General features: G+C 61.4%; 10 protein-coding genes. 9 read left to right on the top strand and 1 reads right to left on the bottom strand.

Annotated elements, in window-relative coordinates; all coding sequences use genetic code 11:
• Positions 1 to 44: 44 nt before the first annotated feature.
• The 8 genes from ACRZ94_RS13285 (at position 45) to ACRZ94_RS13250 (ending at position 14,434) form a co-directional block, all read left to right on the top strand.
• Entirely contained in the window at positions 45 to 7,118 is a 7,074-nt protein-coding gene (locus ACRZ94_RS13285; protein ID WP_480797536.1) for an amino acid adenylation domain-containing protein, read from the top strand.
• 42 nt (positions 7,119 to 7,160) lie between these two features.
• The gene (locus ACRZ94_RS13280) at positions 7,161 to 8,351 is read left to right on the top strand and encodes an isochorismate synthase (RefSeq protein WP_480797535.1); all 1,191 of its coding nucleotides are present in this window, start codon (positions 7,161 to 7,163) and stop codon (positions 8,349 to 8,351) included.
• Positions 8,352 to 8,360: 9 nt separating this feature from the next.
• Positions 8,361 to 9,479, top strand: a complete 1,119-nt coding sequence (locus ACRZ94_RS13275) for an ABC transporter substrate-binding protein (RefSeq protein ID WP_480654073.1) — start codon at positions 8,361 to 8,363, stop codon at positions 9,477 to 9,479.
• Positions 9,472 to 10,521 (top strand): FecCD family ABC transporter permease, encoded by a 1,050-nt coding sequence (locus ACRZ94_RS13270; RefSeq protein WP_480797534.1) that lies wholly within the window; start codon positions 9,472 to 9,474, stop codon positions 10,519 to 10,521. The genes ACRZ94_RS13275 and ACRZ94_RS13270 overlap by 8 nt, the downstream gene beginning before the upstream one ends.
• Entirely contained in the window at positions 10,521 to 11,300 is a 780-nt protein-coding gene (locus tag ACRZ94_RS13265) for an ABC transporter ATP-binding protein (protein ID WP_480797533.1), read from the top strand. The genes ACRZ94_RS13270 and ACRZ94_RS13265 overlap by 1 nt, the downstream gene beginning before the upstream one ends.
• Positions 11,301 to 11,371: 71 nt before the next feature.
• On the top strand, positions 11,372 to 13,006 hold the full coding sequence (locus ACRZ94_RS13260; RefSeq protein ID WP_480797532.1) for a (2,3-dihydroxybenzoyl)adenylate synthase: 1,635 nt from the start codon (positions 11,372 to 11,374) through the stop codon (positions 13,004 to 13,006).
• Positions 13,007 to 13,022: 16 nt separating this feature from the next.
• Positions 13,023 to 13,670 carry an isochorismatase family protein gene (locus ACRZ94_RS13255; protein WP_480654066.1) on the top strand — a complete coding sequence of 216 codons (648 nt, stop codon included), beginning with the start codon at positions 13,023 to 13,025 and terminating at the stop codon, positions 13,668 to 13,670.
• Positions 13,667 to 14,434, top strand: a complete 768-nt coding sequence (locus ACRZ94_RS13250; protein WP_480654064.1) for an SDR family oxidoreductase — start codon at positions 13,667 to 13,669, stop codon at positions 14,432 to 14,434. Before ACRZ94_RS13255 ends, ACRZ94_RS13250 begins: the two co-directional genes overlap by 4 nt.
• Positions 14,435 to 14,436: 2 nt before the next feature.
• On the opposite strand, the gene ACRZ94_RS13245 is transcribed toward ACRZ94_RS13250, so the two are convergent.
• On the bottom strand, positions 14,437 to 15,327 hold the full coding sequence (locus ACRZ94_RS13245; RefSeq protein ID WP_480654062.1) for a helix-turn-helix transcriptional regulator: 891 nt from the start codon (positions 15,325 to 15,327) through the stop codon (positions 14,437 to 14,439).
• Positions 15,328 to 15,578: 251 nt separating this feature from the next.
• Here ACRZ94_RS13245 and ACRZ94_RS13240 point away from each other — a divergent pair, with 251 nt between their 5' ends.
• Complete coding sequence (locus ACRZ94_RS13240; RefSeq protein WP_480797531.1) at positions 15,579 to 17,642, top strand: TonB-dependent receptor domain-containing protein; 2,064 nt, start codon at positions 15,579 to 15,581, stop codon at positions 17,640 to 17,642.
• Positions 17,643 to 17,660: the final 18 nt, after the last annotated feature.

The following is a 17,660-nucleotide window of genomic DNA, read 5'->3' as shown; positions in this document are numbered from 1 at the left end:
CACAGGGGCTTTGCTTGCCTGATCCAACCTGAGGGGCATTCGACATGACCAAGACATCTTTCGATCTGCTGGACACGCAGCAAGGCATCTGGACCGCGCACCAGATCGCGGCGCGTCCTCAGGATTATCTCATTGCGCATGCCATCGATATTCACGGCGCGTTGGACCCCGATCAGATGACCCGCGCCATAAAAGCCGCGCTGGCCGAGGCCGATACGGTGACTGCTTGTTTCCTTGAGGTGAACGGAAAGGCAGTCCAACAGTCTGGCCCTGATCTTTGCCCTCCTCAGTTCACAGTGCATGACCTGCCCGAGGAGGACGCGCGGGCGCGGATGGCAACTGACCTTGAAACCGGCGCTGACGGGTTCAGGCCCCATCACATGCTGTTTCGGATCGAACAACAGGCCGAGACCGAGCGGTGGATTTGGTACCAGCGCTATCACCACATCATGCTGGATGGGTACAGCCTGGATGCGCTGACTGACCGGGTCGTTGCGCTGTATGAGGCCGCCCTTGCCGGAACCGAAGCTGCGCCAACCCCTTTCACACCCGTCGTTGAGGTTGTGGCCGAGCAAACCGCCTACCGCACCTCGGACCGGTGGGGGCATGACGGGGCCTATTGGCGGGGCCAATGCGCTGATCTGCCCACCCCGCGCAGCTTGTGCGAAGGGGCCGCCCCGCGACAGGGGGTTGTGGCAAATACCGGCTTCAGCGCGCCGTTGCTGGATCAAGACGGGATTGCACAGCTGGACCGGATCGCAACCGCGCATAACTGTGCCGGTTTCGATCTGCTGACCGCAGCCATTGGTCTCTATGTCGCGCGCCTGACCGGGCAGCATGATCTGGTGTTGGGTGTCCCCATGATGCGGCGCATGGGGTCCGCCGCAATCAGCTCAACCGCGCCGGTGGTCAACGTCTTGCCCTTGCGCCTGAGCGTTCAGGCGTCTGACACTCTGCCGCAACTGGCCGCGCGCGTTCAGTTGGCCATGCGCGGGATGCGCAAGGCCCAACGCTATCCGGTTGAGCAGATCCAGCGCGACCTGGGGCTGACGGGTTCGGGTCAGGCGATGTGGGCCGCAACGCTGAATTTCCGCCTGTATGAGACAGACAAAACCATCGCGGGTCACGCCACTCGGTTGCATCGGCTTGCCATCGGTCCGCTGGATGAACCCGAATTTGGCCTGCGGATCGACGATACAGGCGTGCATCTGGACCTGCGCGCGCCTGGGGATCGGTATGATCGTGATGACCTTGCGCAGCACGCCGCGCGGCTGACCGCCATCCTCCGGCAGCTTATTGCGCAACCTGAAACCGCATTGTCTGAGATCGCGGTGACCACAGCGGCCGAACTGGACAGTCTGGCCCTGTGGCAGCAAGGGCCGGCCATCGCGTCGGCCAAAGCTGAAACGACCCTTGCTGACGTGTTCCTGAATGGCGCGTTGCCAGATCAGTCATCGCCCGCACTGCGGTTTGACGGGCGGTCTGTCTCGGGCGCGGAATGGGTGCGGCGCAGTTGCCAGGTTGCACATCTGCTGCATCGGCGCGGTATCGGGCGCGGTGACGTGGTGGCCGTTGCCCTGCCCCGATCCGACCTGTCGGTCATCGTGAAATTCGGCATTCTGATCAGTGGCGCAACCTATGTGCCCATGGACCTCAGTTATCCTGACACACGTCTGGCTGCGATCTGCGAAGACGCCCGGCCCGCAACCATCCTGACGACCAGGGAAACCGCATCTCGGCTGCCAGACGGGCTGGATCAAGTCTGGCTCGATAGCCCCGAAGTTGCCACTGCGCTTGAAGCCTATCCGCCCGTGCCCCCGGAAACCCTGCCACGGCCGCGTCCCGAGGATATTGCCTATATCATCTTCACATCCGGCAGCACAGGCAGGCCCAAAGGGGTCATGGTCTCACACCGGGCGCTGCTGAACCTGCTCGTGGCGCAACGGAGCGGGCTGATGCAAGAGGCGCTGCACCATCGCGCCTCTGACCAACCTCTGCGCGCCGCGCATTCCCATTCCTTCGCCTTTGACGCCGCGTGGGAGCAACTGTTTTGGGCACTGCTCGGGCACGAAGTTGTCGTGCTGCAAGACGAACAGCGCCACGATGCCCAGCGTTTTCTGCAGGCGGTCCATGACGAACGGCTGGACGTGCTGGATATCCCGCCCTCGTTCTGCGCGCAATTGCTTGAGATGGGGCTGCTGCAGCAGCCCGACCACCGCCCCTCGGTCCTGTTGCTGGGGGGCGAGGCGATGCAACCCGCGTTGTGGCAGGCACTGGCCGGTCAGGATCAGCTTTTGGCCTATAACGCCTATGGGCCAACAGAGTTCACCGTGGATGCCGCAATTGCGCCCGTCACGGGGCGAACGCAGCCAGGGATCGGGCGACCAATCGGAAATGCCCACGCCTATGTTCTGGACGCCTTCCTGTCGCCGCTCCCCGCAGGGGCCGTGGGTGAGCTTTATCTGGCTGGGCCGGGGATTGCAGCTGGATATATCGGCAAGCCGGGCCTGACGGCGGAACGGTTCGTTCCCAACCCGTATCGGGTGGGCGAAACCATGTACCGGACCGGGGACCGCGTGCGATGGACCGCGGATGGGACATTGGACATTCTGGGTCGCACGGATCAACAGGTACAGGTGCGCGGCCACCGGGTTGAACCCCGCGAAATCGCCGCCGTGCTGAACTCCTGCGACGCTGTAACCGATGCAGTTGTCGTGGCCGAGCCCGTTCACGGCAGCCATCGTCTGTTGGCGTATTGCACCGGCGATCTGGACAGCGCGCGTATTGAGGAATTGCGCGAAGAACTCGCCCAGAACCTGCCCGCCTACATGGTGCCCTCGGCCATCATGGCGGTGGACAGCTTCCCCCTGACTGTGAATGGCAAGATTGACCAGCGCGCGCTGCCGAAAACCTCGGCCAGCCACACCCGCGCAGCGCAGACCACTTTGGAAAAGATGCTGTGTTCCACCATTGCGCAGGTTTTGGGCATGGACGGGGTCGGGCTGGATCACGACTTTTTCGCCTGCGGTGGTGACAGTATCTCGGCCATGGTTCTGTGCAACGCGTTACGCAAACAGGGATGGGCTCTGCAAACCCGCGATATTTTTGCGACGCCGCGTGTGCTGGATCTGATCCCGGCGCTGACCCCTGTGGTGCCTGACGATACACAGATTGACGCAGCGCCTTCTGTTCATGCCCAGTTCGTCGATTTGCCGGATCAGGTCGCAACGGTTTTGCCCCTGTTGCCCGCGCAAAAAGGTATTCTGTTTCACGCCACGCTGGGTGATATGGCAGGTGCCTACAACGCTTTTACGCGCCTTGAACTGCACGGCGCGCTGGATGTTGAACGGTTGCGCAGCGCCTTTGACGCTGTATTGCAACGCCACCCGCAATTGGCAGGCTTCTTCGTTTCAGACACCGAAGGGGAGCCTTTCATGGCCCTGCCTGCGCGATCGGACCTGCGCTGGCCCTGGAAAACGCATGACATCAGCGCCCTGAAGGGCACAGACAGAGATCGCCGCCTTGAACAGATCGAAACGGCTGCCACCCGGAACCTGCGCCTGACCCGTGACCCTCTGTGCATGATTTCAGTTGAGTTGGTGCGTCTTGAGGCCCAGCGGCACGTTCTGATCGTGAATATTCACCACGCGATAATTGACGGCTGGTCCACGCCCATTCTGCTGCGCGACCTGTTTGCCGCGTATCGGGATGGGCCCCACAGCCTGCCTGTTGCCGATCAGGGCTATGGCGCGGTTGTGACCGCCCTGTCCCACCGGGACCGGGACGCCGCACAAGCGTTCTGGACTGCGCATTTGCAGGATTGCGTTCCCACCTGCCTGTTTGACAAAGATCGCAGCACCGGCACGATGGATGAGCATCACCTGACACTGACACCCAAACAAAGCCGCGCCCTGCGCAGATTTGCGCAACAAAACGGCGTCACGCTGAATGTCGTGATGCAGAGCTTGTGGGCCTCGGTCGTCAGCACCCTGTCTGGCCGCCAGGACGTGATCTTTGGCACCGCCGTGGCCGGGCGCTCGGCCCCCGTTGAAGGTATCGGCGAGCAGATCGGAATGTTTCTGAACACCCTCCCCGTGCGCGTCGATCTGAACCCGGCACAACCGGTTCGGGCGCAACTGGCGGGGATGCAGGCAACCCATGCTCAGGCCATGGAGCATGACAATCTCAGCCTGTCGGACCTGCACAGGCTGGCAGGGCAGGACGCGTTGTTTGACACTTTGCTTGTGGTCGAGAATTACCCCGATAACAGCTATCTCGATCAGGATATCAACGGGCTGCGCGTCGCCGATATCCATAACCGCGGCTACAGCCACTATCCGCTGGCCCTGCTTGTTCTGCCCGGCGATGACATCCAGTTCGTGATCGAAAGCCGCGACGCCTCGGCGCAGGCCGAACGCGTGGCAGGTATGCTGGGCCGCCTGATCGATACGCTCTTGCAGCAGCCAAATGCGACCCCGGCACAACTGTGCCTGCTGCCGGGGCGTGACGATGATCTGATCACTGAAAGCAACCGAACCGGTCTACACTTGCCCGATCTGTCGCTGCGCGATCTGATTTCGGCTCAGGTTGGTCGGTCTCCGGATGCAATCGCGCTGCAGGATGCCGACCATCAACTCAGCTTTAGGCAAACCCGCCATCAGGTCCTGCATCTGGCCCAGCAACTGCGTCAGGCGGGGGCGCAAAAGGGCGACGTCATCGCTGTTGCACTGCCCCGCTCGGCCCAGTTGTCGGTGGCCATTCTTGCCGTCATCGAAATCGGGGCGGTCTATCTGCCACTTGACCTCAGCTATCCGCAGGACCGGCTGGAGTTTCTGATCGCGGACGCAAAGCCAAGCCTGGTGTTGACCCAGACAGGTGTTGAAATCGGCGTGCCCGCGTGCCCCGAACTGGTGTTCGACACGCTTGCAGGTCCGGGGCAATGCGTTCGGGATCTGGTAGATGCGCCAAACCTGATGGGTTGCGATCCGGCCTATCTGCTTTACACCTCGGGCACCACGGGGCGGCCCAAGGGGGCCCTGATTTCGCACGCGGCCATCGTGAACCGGCTGCTATGGATGCAGAATGAGTACCCGCTGGATGAAAGCGACGCGATCCTCCAGAAAACACCCTGCGGTTTCGATGTTTCGGTGTGGGAGTTCTTTTGGTCCTACCTAGTAGGCGCGCGGCTGGTCATGGCCCCCGTGGACGCCCATCGCGATCCGCAGATGCTGTTGGAACTGGTTCAGCAACACAGCATCACCACACTGCATTTCGTGCCCTCGGTTCTGAACGTGTTCAATGATGCGCTTGCGGCTGCGGGTGGCACCCCCTGCCCCAGCCTGCGGCGGGTGTTCTGCAGCGGCGAGGCGCTTGGCGGGCAGGCCGTGGCCAATTTCGCGCGCCACTGTCAGGCGCAGGTGCACAACCTCTACGGTCCGACCGAGGCGGCCATCGACGTCACCTATTGCCCCGCCCTGCCCCACGCCGGCAGCCCGGCAGGCGTGCCCATCGGCAAACCCGTCTGGAACACCGGCCTGCGCATACTGGACCACCTGCTGCGCCCCGTTCCCGTGGGTGTCGGGGGTGAGCTTTATCTGACCGGTGTCCAACTTGCACAAGGGTATCTGGGCCGCGCTGGCCTGACCTCCGAGCGCTTTGTTGCGGATCCCTATACGCAAGGCCAACGCATGTATCGCACCGGCGATCTGGCCTGCTGGGATGAAGACGGGCGCGTGGTCTATCTGGGGCGCACCGATCACCAGATCAAAATTCGTGGCCAGCGGGTCGAGCCGCAGGAAATCACAAGCAGCCTGATGCGCCAGCCCGATATCACGGACGCGGTTGTGCTGGCCCTGAAACCCGATGGCCGGGACGAGGCAGAGCTGGTCGCTTATGTGGTCCCCGAAAGCGCGGCCTTTGACCCCGCAGCGGCGCTGCAGGCCCTGTCGGCGCAACTGCCACCCTATATGGTGCCGAAACACTGTATCCCGCTGGCCCATCTGCCGATCAATGCCAATGGCAAGCTGGACCGGCGGGCCTTGCCACAGCCTGATCACGCGAACCGCCCTGCGGGACGCCCCCCGGCTGTCGGCATCGAGCAGGAACTGGCTGATATCTTCTGCGATCTGCTGGGGCTGGATCAGGTCAGCGCGACGGATGATTTCTTTGCCATTGGCGGGCATTCGCTGCTGGCCATGCGTCTGGCCGCCCGCATCCGGCAGGACCTTAAACGTCAAATTCAGGTTGGCCAGATCATGAGCATGGCAACCGTCGAACGACTGGCTGAGCATCTGGCGGCAGGCGCGATGGTGGGCACGCTGGTGCAGGACGGGTTCGACCCCGTGATCCGCTTGCGCGAAGGCACCGGTGCGCCCCTGATCTGCATCTACCCGGCATCGGGCGTGTCCTGGCAATACAGTGTTCTGGCCCGGTACCTTAAAAACGACATGCCGATCATCGGCCTGCAGTCGCCGCGCCCGGACGGCCCGATCGCGACATCTGCCAATCTGGATGAACTGTGCGAGAACCAATACGCCCTGATCCGCGAAATCCAACCAGAGGGCCCGTATTACCTGCTGGGGTATTCGCTGGGCGGAAACATCGCCTTTGGCCTCGCAGAACGGCTTGAAGCCGCCGGGCAGGAGGTTCGTTTTCTGGGCCTTCTGGACACCTACCCGGCCGAGCGGCACGACTGGTCCGACCCCGACGGAGGCGAAGCCGAAGCAGGTGCGGAGCGCGAGCAGGAACAATTGCTCAACGATGCGATGGGGGACGTTATGGATGACGAATTCCACCGCGAAAAAGCCGAAATGTTTGGCCACATCTTCGACAATTACCGCGACGCGGTGCGGCTGTTGTCGACCGCGCGGACCGGGCAGTTCTCGGGTCAGATCACGCTGTTTGTTGCCGATAAATCGGACCTCCCGGACATTGATCCGGATACAAGCTGGCTGGGCCATATCGGCGCGCAGGACGTGCATCATCTGCCCAACGCATCGCATGAAGACATCGTTTCACCCGCGTCACTGAAAGTGCTCGGCCCGCTCATGAACCTGCTGATCGGCAAGGCATGCCACGACCGCGCAGATGATGGCAACACCGGTATGAGCGCGGCATGACGAACAATTTCAGCACGGCCCCCAACAGGAAAGGTTAAGTTCATGAGCAGCATTCTTCCTGAAAACAAGCATTTTCTGCCCTTCGAACAGGGCGCGGGTTTCCGGTTTAGCGGCAAAGAAGGCCGCGTTTTGGGCCACGGGGACATCCAGCCCCTTGCGGGCGGCACGCGCGATAGTCTGGCGGCGCGGCTGGCCCATCATTTCGCGCAGCACGGGCGGGATACCGTCTTAGCCGGGGCCTTTCCGTTCAACCGGTCCCGAAGCGATCACATGCTGAGCATGTCGCAATGCCAGCGCGACCCATTAGCAGACAGCTTGCCAGTGGCGACCACGCCGTTCCACTCGGTCAAAACCGAACCGCCTGCTGCGCATTTTCATCAAAGCGTGGCGCGGGCGTTGCGCCAGATGGACGTCGAAGCTGACATGACCGAAGGTCTGCGCAAGGTGGTTCTGGCCCGGTCTTTGCTGGCCCAGTCTGAGCAGACAATCGATCCCGGTGCCGTCTTTGCCGCGCTCTCCAGCGACCCTGCGGTTACGGCGTTTCAGATGCCTCTGCCTGACCGTAATGGTCAGCGGCGCTGTCTGGTGGGGGCAACGCCTGAGCTGCTGATCTCGAAAACCGGGCGGAAAATACGGTCTCATCCGCTGGCGGGTTCGGCACGACGTCAGGCTGATCTGGCCTTTGATGCCAAGGCGGCCGCGCTGCTGTCGCAATCCTCGAAAGACTGGCGCGAGCATCAGTTTCTTGTCGAGTATATTCTCGACACATTGGCCCCCTATTGCGATCAGCTTTCGCTGCCCGAAGGCACCAGCCTGACCAGCACCCAGACCATGTGGCATCTGGGCACCTGGATCGAAGGCACGCTGAGCGACCCTGACACTTCCAGCGCCGTTCTGGCCGCCGCGCTGCATCCTACGCCCGCCGTTTGCGGCGTGCCCCATAACCCTGCAATGGATCTGATTGCCGAGCTTGAGCCGGTGGACCGCGATTTTTATGCCGGCGCCATTGGCTGGACGGACGGATCCGGCGACGGCGCATGGTATGTCGCCATCCGCTGCGCCGAGATTTGCGGCAGCCAGGCCCGGCTTTACGCAGGCGCCGGAATTGTCCCCGGATCGGACCCCCGCTCTGAAACCGAAGAAACAGGCGCAAAATTCGGAGCCATGCTTGCCGCCCTCGGCCTGCCGCGCGATGCCGGGCTGGCCGATTTGCAAGCGCTTGATGACAAGTAGGTTCAGACCATGAAGAATATGCTCGATCAGATCAAAACATCGCTGATTGCCTTTGCGCTGCTGGGCTTCAGCACCTTAACCGGCACAGCGCAAACCGTCACCGTGACGGATATCACCGGGCGTAACGTGACAATTGAAGGCCCCGTTGACCGCGTGGTCCTGTCGGATTTTCGCCAGATCATCGGATTGTCCCTGATCGATCCCGAACTTGGCGGGCGCATCGTAGGAGCGGGATCAAAATCACGCGTCGGCCCGGACCTGAGGGCCGAGCTTGAGGCGCGTTTTCCCGGCATTACCGGCGTGCCTGAATTGGCCAGGGGCTCTCCGTCTTTGTCTGCGGAACAGGTCATCGCGGTTGCACCCGATCTTGTGATCCTCAGCGACCCGGCGGGGCCTGCGACAAATCAATTGGTCGCGCAACTGGCGCTGGCTGGGATACCGACCGTGTTTATCGATTTCCGCATCAACCCGTTCGACAATACGCTGCCCAGCCTGCGCATCGCCGCCCGGGCGCTAGACTCAGGTCCGCAGGCAGAAGCGTTTATCCGGTTCTACCAAACCCACCGGGACCGCGTGACGAAACGCGCGGCCTCTCTGACTGATCGCCCCTCGGTGCTGATGCATTTGCAGGCAACGCAGGTTCGCGCGTGCTGCATGTCGCTGAGCGATGTAAGTCTTGGGCGGTTTATCACCGCGGCGGGCGGCACCAATATCGGGGCTCAGGTCATCCCCGGCACATTCGCACAGATCGCCCCGGAATATGTTCTGGCTTTTCAACCCGATATCTACATCGCCACCGGCGGGCGCCAACTTGAACAGGATTACGGTTTGATTGTTGGTCCCGGTATCACGCCCGAAATGGCACACGCATCGCTGGTCGATCTGACCCGCACTCCAATCCTGCGCGATCTTGAGGCAATACAGGCCGGGCGCAGCCACGGCATGTGGCATTCGATTCATAACTCACCGCTGAACATCATTGCGCTGGAATTGCTGGCGCAATGGATACACCCCGAGGTTTTCGGCGATCTGGACCCCCAGCAGACGCTGGACGACATCAATCAGCAATTCCTGCCGTTCGACTTCACCGGTGCGATCTGGACAAGCGCGGCGGATGGCCATGACTGATCTGACAGCCAACCCCATCCTGATCTCATTCGCGCGCATACGGCGCAGGCGTGTGATGATCCTGTGGTCGCTGGCGGCGCTGTTGTGCCTGTCGTTTTGCCTTGATCTCTCGGTGGGGCCATCGGGCATCGGTGTGTCCCGCAGCCTGTCGGCGCTGTTCGGAGCCGACGGGGCAAGCCATGGCGATCTGGTCATCCTGCGCCATGTGCGCCTGCCTCAGGCCGTCGCGGCGATATTGGTCGGCGCGGCACTGGCGCTGGCCGGGGCCGAGATGCAAAGCATTCTGCGCAACCCGCTGGCCAGCCCTTTTACGCTGGGGGTGTCGGCGGCGGCCTCGCTTGGGGCGGCACTGGCTTTTGTGTTCGGCATTGGCCTGCCCGGTTTGGCCAGCGTCTGGCTGGTTCCCGGGAACGCCTTTGTCTTTGCCTTCGGCGCGGTCATGTTGCTGAGCGCCCTGTCGCACCGGCATGGGGCGGGCAGTGACACCCTGATCCTGCTGGGTATTGCGCTGGTGTTTGCCCTGAACGCGTTCGTCGCCCTTCTTCAATTCGTGGCGTCCGAAGCCGCCCTTCAGCAGTTTGTCTTTTGGACGATGGGAAATGTATCGCAGGTCAGCTGGTCGCAACTGGCGATCCTGGCGACCGCGTTGATGATATGCGTGCCGCTTTCGCTGGCTTCGGGTAACGCGTTGACCGCGCTGGCCTTTGGCACCGACCGGGCGGCCAGTTTCGGCATCGACGTCAAACGTTTGCGGTTCTTTACCCTGTTGCGCATCAGCCTGCTGGCGTCGATTGCCGTGGCCTTTGTCGGCACGATCGGGTTCGTCGGGCTTGTTGGGCCGCATATTGCCCGGCTGTTGGTAGGCGAGGATCACAAGGTGTTTCTGCCCGCCAGCCTGCTGAGCGGGGCGGTCATCCTGTCCCTGGCATCGGTGGTCAGCAAGGTGCTGGTGCCCGGCGTATTGCTGCCCATCGGGGTTGTGACCTCACTTGTCGGTATCCCCGTCTTTGCGGTTCTGATCCTCAGACGGAGGAGGATGTGATGCCGGTTTTGACGGTCAAAGACCTGCATGCCAGCTATGGGCCAACTAGCGTGCTGCGCGGCGTGGACCTGCCAGAGCTGCAACCCGGCAGCCTGACGGCCGTCATCGGGCCGAACGCGGCGGGCAAAACCACGTTGATCCGCGCCATCGCAGGGCTGCAACCGGCCAGCGGCACCGTTCAGTATGGCAATCGGAACCTGATGACTGCCTCGTGGTCTGACCGCGCGCGGCACATCGCCTATATGCCACAGCACCTGCCCGAGGGGCTGTCGCTGACCGTGATCGAAACGGTTATCATCCCGGCGCAGTCCGCAGCCAACCCGTTTGCACGGACCGATCAGGCCCTGCAGGACCGCGCGATACGCATCCTGCAGCGGCTGGGTATCGAGGCGCTGGCGCTGCGACCACTTCGATCCCTCTCGGGCGGGCAGCGTCAGATGGTGGCGTTGGCACAGGCCATGATCCGCGAGCCCGGCGTGCTGTTGCTGGATGAACCCACCAGCGCGCTGGACCCGCATCATCAGCTGGCTGTCATGCGCTGTGTCTCGGAATTTACCCGTGCAGACGGGGTGATCGGCGTCTTTGTCTGCCATGACCTCAACCTGGCACTGTCCTGGGCCGATCAGGTGGTGGCGCTGTCCGGCGGTGTGATCTCGGCCTGCGGGCCGCCCGATCAGGTGATCACGTCAAAGCTGCTGGCCGAGATTTATAAGGTGCAAGGCCGCGTCGAGCGCTGCTCGCTCGGGCGACCAATGCTGATTTACGACCACGCGATCTGAGCGGCAAGCCAAGAGATCCCGAAACACTTTGCGCTGCCCGGACCGCGGCTTAGGAAACGATTGGAGACAACATGCAACCGCTCGTGCAACCTTTTCCCGAAACGCGCGCTCAGGCGTATCGGGCCGCCGGTTACTGGACCGGCGAAACCTTTCCCCAGCTGTTGCGGCAATGGGCGCAGGACCGCCCCGCCGCGCCTGCACTCGTGGATGCCTCTCAAACCCATGCACGGGTTCTAACCTATGGCGAGCTGCATCATCGCGCGGAAAGGTTCGGCGCGGGTCTTATTGCCCAGGGCCTGCAACCCGGCGCGCGGGTCGTCGTGCAACTCCCCAATTGCGCCGAGTTCTTCGTTGCGGTGTTCGGCTTGTTCGCAGCGGGGATGCACCCTGTCTTTGCCCTCCCGGCGCATCGACAGACCGAGATAGCGCATTTTGTATCCCAGGCTGAGGCTGAGGGGCTGATTATCGCAGACAGCCATGATGGCTTTGATTATTGCTCCATGGCGGAGGATATCACTGCCACCTGCCCGGGCCTGACCCATGTGATCGTTGTGGGAGATGCGGGCGATTTCCTGCCGTTTGCCCAGATCAGCGCTGACTCAGCAGCCCTGCCCGACGACCCGGATGCATCTTCGGTTGCGTTTTTGCTGATCTCGGGCGGCAGCACCGGATTGCCCAAGCTGATCCCGCGCACCCATGATGACTATATCTATTCCCTGCGCGAAAGCGCGCGAATTTGTGGCCTGTCCCGCAGTAGTCGATACCTGGCGGTGCTGCCGGTCGCGCATAACTTTACGCTCAGCTCTCCGGGCAGTCTGGGCGTGTTCATGGCCGGCGGGATGGTGGTGTTGCCGCCCAATTCGGCGGCCGAACCCTGCATGGCACTGATCGCGCGTTACCGGGTGACGATGACCGCGCTTGTTCCTCCACTGGCTCAGGTCTGGTTGAACGCAGCCCCGGCGACGCCGCATGATCTGTCATCGCTTGAGGTGATGCAGGTCGGTGGGGCCAAGCTGCAGCCGGAAATCGCGCGCCAGATCGAACCCGCATTGGGATGCCGCCTGCAGCAGGTCTTTGGCATGGCCGAAGGGTTGGTGAACTACACGCGTCTGGATGACGCCGAGGTGCTGCGTCTGACCACCCAAGGCCGTCCGATCAGCCCGGCAGATGAAATTCGGGTCGTGGACGATGCGGGGGCCCCGGTGGCACAGGGACGCCCCGGCCATTTGCAGGTGCGCGGGCCCTATACAATCTGTGCCTACCACAATGATCCCGCCGCCAATCAGCGCGCCTTCACCGATGACGGGTTCTATTGCACCGGCGATATTGTGGTGCAGGATGCGCAGGGCAACCTGACCGTGCAAGGCCGGTCCGGCGATCAAATCAACCGCGCCGGTGAAAAGTTTTCGGCCGAAGAGGTCGAGGATCACATCCTCGCGCTTGCCGGAGTCATGGATGTGGCCATTGTCGCCATTCCTGACGAGACGCTGGGTGAACGCAGCTGCGCCTTTGTGCAACCGCACCCGGACGCTGTTGTGCGGCCGGTTGAAATCCGGCGTTTTCTGCGCGCACGCCAGATCGCGCCTTACAAGATACCCGATGAGATCGAAATCGTCGCCGTGTTGCAAAAGACCGCTGTGGGCAAGCTGTCGCGCAAGGATCTGCGCCAGCAACTGCGTGCCAACCGGTTGTCGGAACCCGCCTGAAAGAAGGACAAAATTCATGGGATTACCCCAAATCGCCCCATATCCTCTGCCTGACGACTCAGACCTGCCTGCGTCGCGCGCCGGGTTCTCTCTGACCTCTGGTCGCGTGGCCGTTTTGGTACATGACATGCAGCGCTATTTCTGCGCCCCCTATCCCGGCGATGAAGACCCGTTGCCAGGGGTCATGCAGAATATCGGGCGCCTGCTGGCGCGCGCCCGCGCCTTGGGCATTCCCGTGTTCTATACAGCGCAGCATGGAAATCAATTGCGTGCTGATCGCGGCTTGCAGTCCGAGCTTTGGGGGCCCGGCATGTCCGCCAAAGCCGAACATGAAGAGGTATTGCCAGCCATCGCCCCGCAAGAGGGCGATATCGTGCTGGTCAAACACCGCTACAGCGCCTTTCAACGGTCCAATCTAGAACCACTGATGCGCGCACGCGGGCGGGATCAATTGCTGATCGCGGGGGTCTTTGCCCATATCGGTTGCCTTGCAACGGCTGCCGAGGCGTTCCAGCTGGACATCGAACCCTTTGCCGTCGCCGATGCGCAGGCCGATTTCGACCGGGCGCGCCATGATATGGCGATGGCATGGGTTGCGGGGTGTTGCGGGCAAGTCCTGAATACGGATGCAGCGCTTGCACAGCTGAGCGCGCCGCCGCAATGAGGCTGACCGGATTTGAAGATCGCGTCGCGCTGGTGACAGGGGCCGCTGGTGGGATCGGGCAAAGCCTCTGTGCGCATCTGCGTCAGGCCGGGGCCATCGTCGTGGCCACGGATACCGCCGACGCGCTTGCACGGATCGCAGCGCCGTTGGGCGATCATGACCGACCCATGGATGTCAGCGATGCCGCTCAGGTCGGGGACGTGATCGACTGGGTCGAGCGCGAAGTGGGCCCGCTGCACTTGCTAGCCCACGGTGCCGGCGTCGTCTCATACATGAGGGCCGAGGAAACCACACCTCAGGAATGGGCCCGCGTCATGGGGGTCAACGCGACGGGCACGTTCAATGTGTGCGGGATCGCAGCCCCGCGCATGCAGGCACGCGGACGCGGGGCGATGGTGGTCATAGGTTCAAACGCGGCTGGGATACCGCGCCACCGCATGGCCGCTTATGCGGCGTCAAAGGCCGCGGCACATATGTATGTGCGGTGCCTGGGTCTGGAGCTGGGCGCATACGGCATTCGCTGCAATCTTGTGGCACCCGGATCAACCATGACACCCATGCAAACAGGCATGTGGCGCGATGCGACAGGGGCGGAAAACGTGATTGCAGGCGATCTGGACAGCTATAAAACCGGCATCCCGTTGGGGAAACTGGCGCAGCCGGATGACATTGCATCGGCTGCGATGTTCCTGTTGTCCGATCAGGCCGGCCATGTCACCATGGCTGACCTCTACGTAGATGGCGGGGCGACGCTGCGGGCCTGAAATCAGGCCTCGCAGCTGCGAGCTTTGGCGGGCGGCATCCCAAAGGCCCGGCGGAACGCCGTTGAGAAGTTGGCCGTATTAGAATAACCGGCAAGAAACGCCGCCTCGGCAATTGAAATCCCCTCGTTGCGCAGGGCCGAATTTGCCCGCTTCAGCCGCTCACTCCGCACAAACTCGGCAATGCTGACCCCGTATTCCGACTTGAAGACACGCTGCAACGATCTGCGGTTGCGGCAGAATTTCTCTTCGAGTTGGCAGGCCGTCAGATCGCGGTTGAGGTTGTCCAGAATATAAAGCCGGATATCCTCGACCCGACGGCGGCCTTCAACTTGCGCGGCCATGTCAACGCGACGGGCGTCCTTTTCCTCGGACATGCAGCGCAGGATTTCGATCCCTTTGGACATGCGATACAAGCCCAGTTGCTGCTGATTGTCATCCGGTGGCGGCAGGATGATTTGCGTCGCCAACCGAATGACCCGGGGCCCCGGAGTCCATAGCGCAGTTGAATAGGCGTCAGCCCCATCCATGGCCGGAATGCGGTGAGGCGCAACGCTGCCGAAATGCGCGGGCGCGTCGGCATCGGTGTGGAACTGGTTAAACCAGTCCAACTGACCCGCAATCGCAAGCTTGCGCAGCGGACGGCCCGAGGATTCCTGATACTGCACCATCGCGCTGGAACGCACGGCAATCGTCACGGCACTGGCCACGCCGTCTTTTTCATTGGCTTTAAGGGCGAACCGCTGCCCGTCAATTGTAAAAATCTGTCGCCCGTTCAAAACAATCAGGACGATGAACTTTGCTTCGATCTGAAAGGCGTCCGCGTTGCGGGGGCATTCAACGGTTTCGTTCATATGCCCGATGCGCAAGCCGCCCGGATAATGGTCTATTGTCATTGTCTTCCCTGCATTCACAGCTACCAAGTTGTGGATGCTTGCCGTGTCCCCGAGCATTGGTGGTACTTGCGCAAATACCTTTGTCGCTTTCGCAATGGCGGTTCTCATGGAGCTAGCGGCGGCGATCATCCATAACCCACAAAAAAAGTCAAGATTTCGTGAGCAACGCTCGGCGCTCTCTCGCATAGCGGGCAGCAGACGCAGCCAAACGGCTCTTGATTCAATCAAATCAAGACGAGGGTTACGTCGAAATGACCGAATCAAAACAAGACGCGTGGGACATGCCGCGCCATTCAAACGCCGCAAGACACCGGACAAACAGATTTGTCTGGTCCGTAGCTGCCGCAATTGCGACTGCGGCAAGCGCATCGGCGCAAGACGCCGAACAAGAATATGACCCTAACGCCACTTATCTGGGTGAGATTGTTGTCACGCCGGCGGGTACGGCGACCGAATTGCGCAAAGCCCCGGCCAGCACGACCGTCGTGACCGCCGAAGAAATCGCAGAATATGGCGCCAACAACCTGACCGAAGTTCTGGGCCGTACTGTCGGTGTCACCGTTCTGCGCAGCGGGAACCTGAACCGCGTGCAGTTGCGCGGCCTGGGCGATCGCTACACGCTGATCCTGATCGACGGCCAGCGCGTGAATTCAAACCCCAACCTGTTCCGGGGCAATGACTTTGATCTGGACTGGGTGGATATCGAAACCATCGAACGGGTTGAGATCGTGCGCGGTCCGATGTCCTCGCTTTATGGTGCCGACGCCATCGGCGGTGTGATCAACATCATTACCAAAAGGCCCGAAGATGTCCTCAGCGGTTCGGTCACCGGTTCGTACACGTTGCAGGACAACAGCAAGGCCGGGGATGCCTATCGCGCGGGTCTGACCCTGAGCGGCCCGATCAATGATCAACTGTCTTTCCGGCTTAGCGGCGGTTACACACGGCGCGAGGCGGATGATGACGATATCAATCCACCGCGGACCGGGTTCTTTACCGAGCCCAGCCGAGGTATCCCCGAAAGCAAGAACCGCTATTTCGACGGAGCCTTGGCCTATGAGATCGACGGAGCCAACCGTCTTGATTTCAACTATGGCTACTCGAATCGCCAGCATGACGAAGTTCCGCTGACCCGCAACGCCGCCGCCCTTACCTATTCAGGTATTCACGGGTTTGGCACCAGCGAAATCAAACTCTGGGGCGATCATATCAAAAATGACGTCGGCGTCAGCAGCGCGCTCAGCACGGAACAGCCGAACAAATCCTACAGCTACGGTCTGGACGCCAGAGTAAACGCCACCCGCGGCAGCGCGTTCTTACATAACATTACTCTGGGAACCTCGCTGGAATCGCAGAACCTGGAAGATGATTTCAACCTGGTTGGCGATGGCACCACCTCGGTCTGGGAATCCGCAATCTACATCGAGGACCGGGTCGAATTCAGCAACCGGCTCGAAGTGACCTTTGGCGGGCGTCTGGATTACCACGAAAACTACGGCACCAATTTCAGCCCCCGTATTTACGGCGTGTATGAGCTGAATGACCAGTGGATCGTCAAAGGCGGTGTCTCAACCGGGTTCAAATCACCGACCCTGCTGGAAACCAGCCCAAACTGGCAGCAGGTGTCCTGCGGGGGCGACTGTTATCTTCTGGGGTCGGAAGATCTGGATGCAGAAACCAGCGTCAACGCCGAGATCGCGTTGTCTTATGCCGGGCCGAGAGTGTCGTTTGATGCCACGGTCTTCAACAACAAGATCGACAATATGATCCAGTTCCCCCCCGCCCGGACCTTTGACCGGACACTGGCGCCAACCTTCGACAACTTTGTGGGCTTTGGTCCGGACGGCAATCCGATCTTCACCTACCAGAACCTCGAAGAGGTCGTGACCCGTGGTCTGGAACTGACCTTCTCGGCGGATATCACGGATGTGGTGACGTTCTCGGGCAACTACACCTATCTGGATGCCAAGGTCACCGAGGAAATCGAACGTCCGCTGGCCTATCAGCCGGATCACACCGTCAACCTTCAGCTGGATTGGCAAGTCACCGAACAGCTGCGCCTGTCGCTGGCCGGGAATTATGTGTCTGAACAATACACCTATGTTCCCACCTCGGGTGAGGCCGAGTTCTCATCCCAGGTCGATGGCATCGCCACCGCTGACCTGTTGGCCCAGTACGATCTGAACGACAGTGTGGTGATCAATGGCGGCATCCTGAACGTGACGGATAACACGCTGAACCGGACCGACGATTTCGGAGATGACTTCAACACCGAGGGTCGCCGGTACTTCATGACCGTCACCAAACGGTTCTGAACCAAAACCGGGCCGCGT

The sequence above is a fragment of the Ruegeria sp. CH10 genome, assembly GCF_056537125.1.
Note: the sequence above shows the minus strand (reverse complement) of the source record. Positions and strands in the feature narration are given on the sequence as shown.

Coding starts and splice junctions, on each gene's coding strand:
- ACRZ94_RS13240 (WP_480797531.1), top strand. CDS start 15,579: ATGACCGAATCAAAACAAGACGCGTGGGACATGCCGCGCCATTCAAAC.
- ACRZ94_RS13260 (WP_480797532.1), top strand. CDS start 11,372: ATGCAACCGCTCGTGCAACCTTTTCCCGAAACGCGCGCTCAGGCGTAT.
- ACRZ94_RS13255 (WP_480654066.1), top strand. CDS start 13,023: ATGGGATTACCCCAAATCGCCCCATATCCTCTGCCTGACGACTCAGAC.
- ACRZ94_RS13265 (WP_480797533.1), top strand. CDS start 10,521: ATGCCGGTTTTGACGGTCAAAGACCTGCATGCCAGCTATGGGCCAACT.
- ACRZ94_RS13275 (WP_480654073.1), top strand. CDS start 8,361: ATGAAGAATATGCTCGATCAGATCAAAACATCGCTGATTGCCTTTGCG.
- ACRZ94_RS13270 (WP_480797534.1), top strand. CDS start 9,472: ATGACTGATCTGACAGCCAACCCCATCCTGATCTCATTCGCGCGCATA.
- ACRZ94_RS13245 (WP_480654062.1), bottom strand. CDS start 15,327: ATGACAATAGACCATTATCCGGGCGGCTTGCGCATCGGGCATATGAAC.
- ACRZ94_RS13285 (WP_480797536.1), top strand. CDS start 45: ATGACCAAGACATCTTTCGATCTGCTGGACACGCAGCAAGGCATCTGG.
- ACRZ94_RS13250 (WP_480654064.1), top strand. CDS start 13,667: ATGAGGCTGACCGGATTTGAAGATCGCGTCGCGCTGGTGACAGGGGCC.
- ACRZ94_RS13280 (WP_480797535.1), top strand. CDS start 7,161: ATGAGCAGCATTCTTCCTGAAAACAAGCATTTTCTGCCCTTCGAACAG.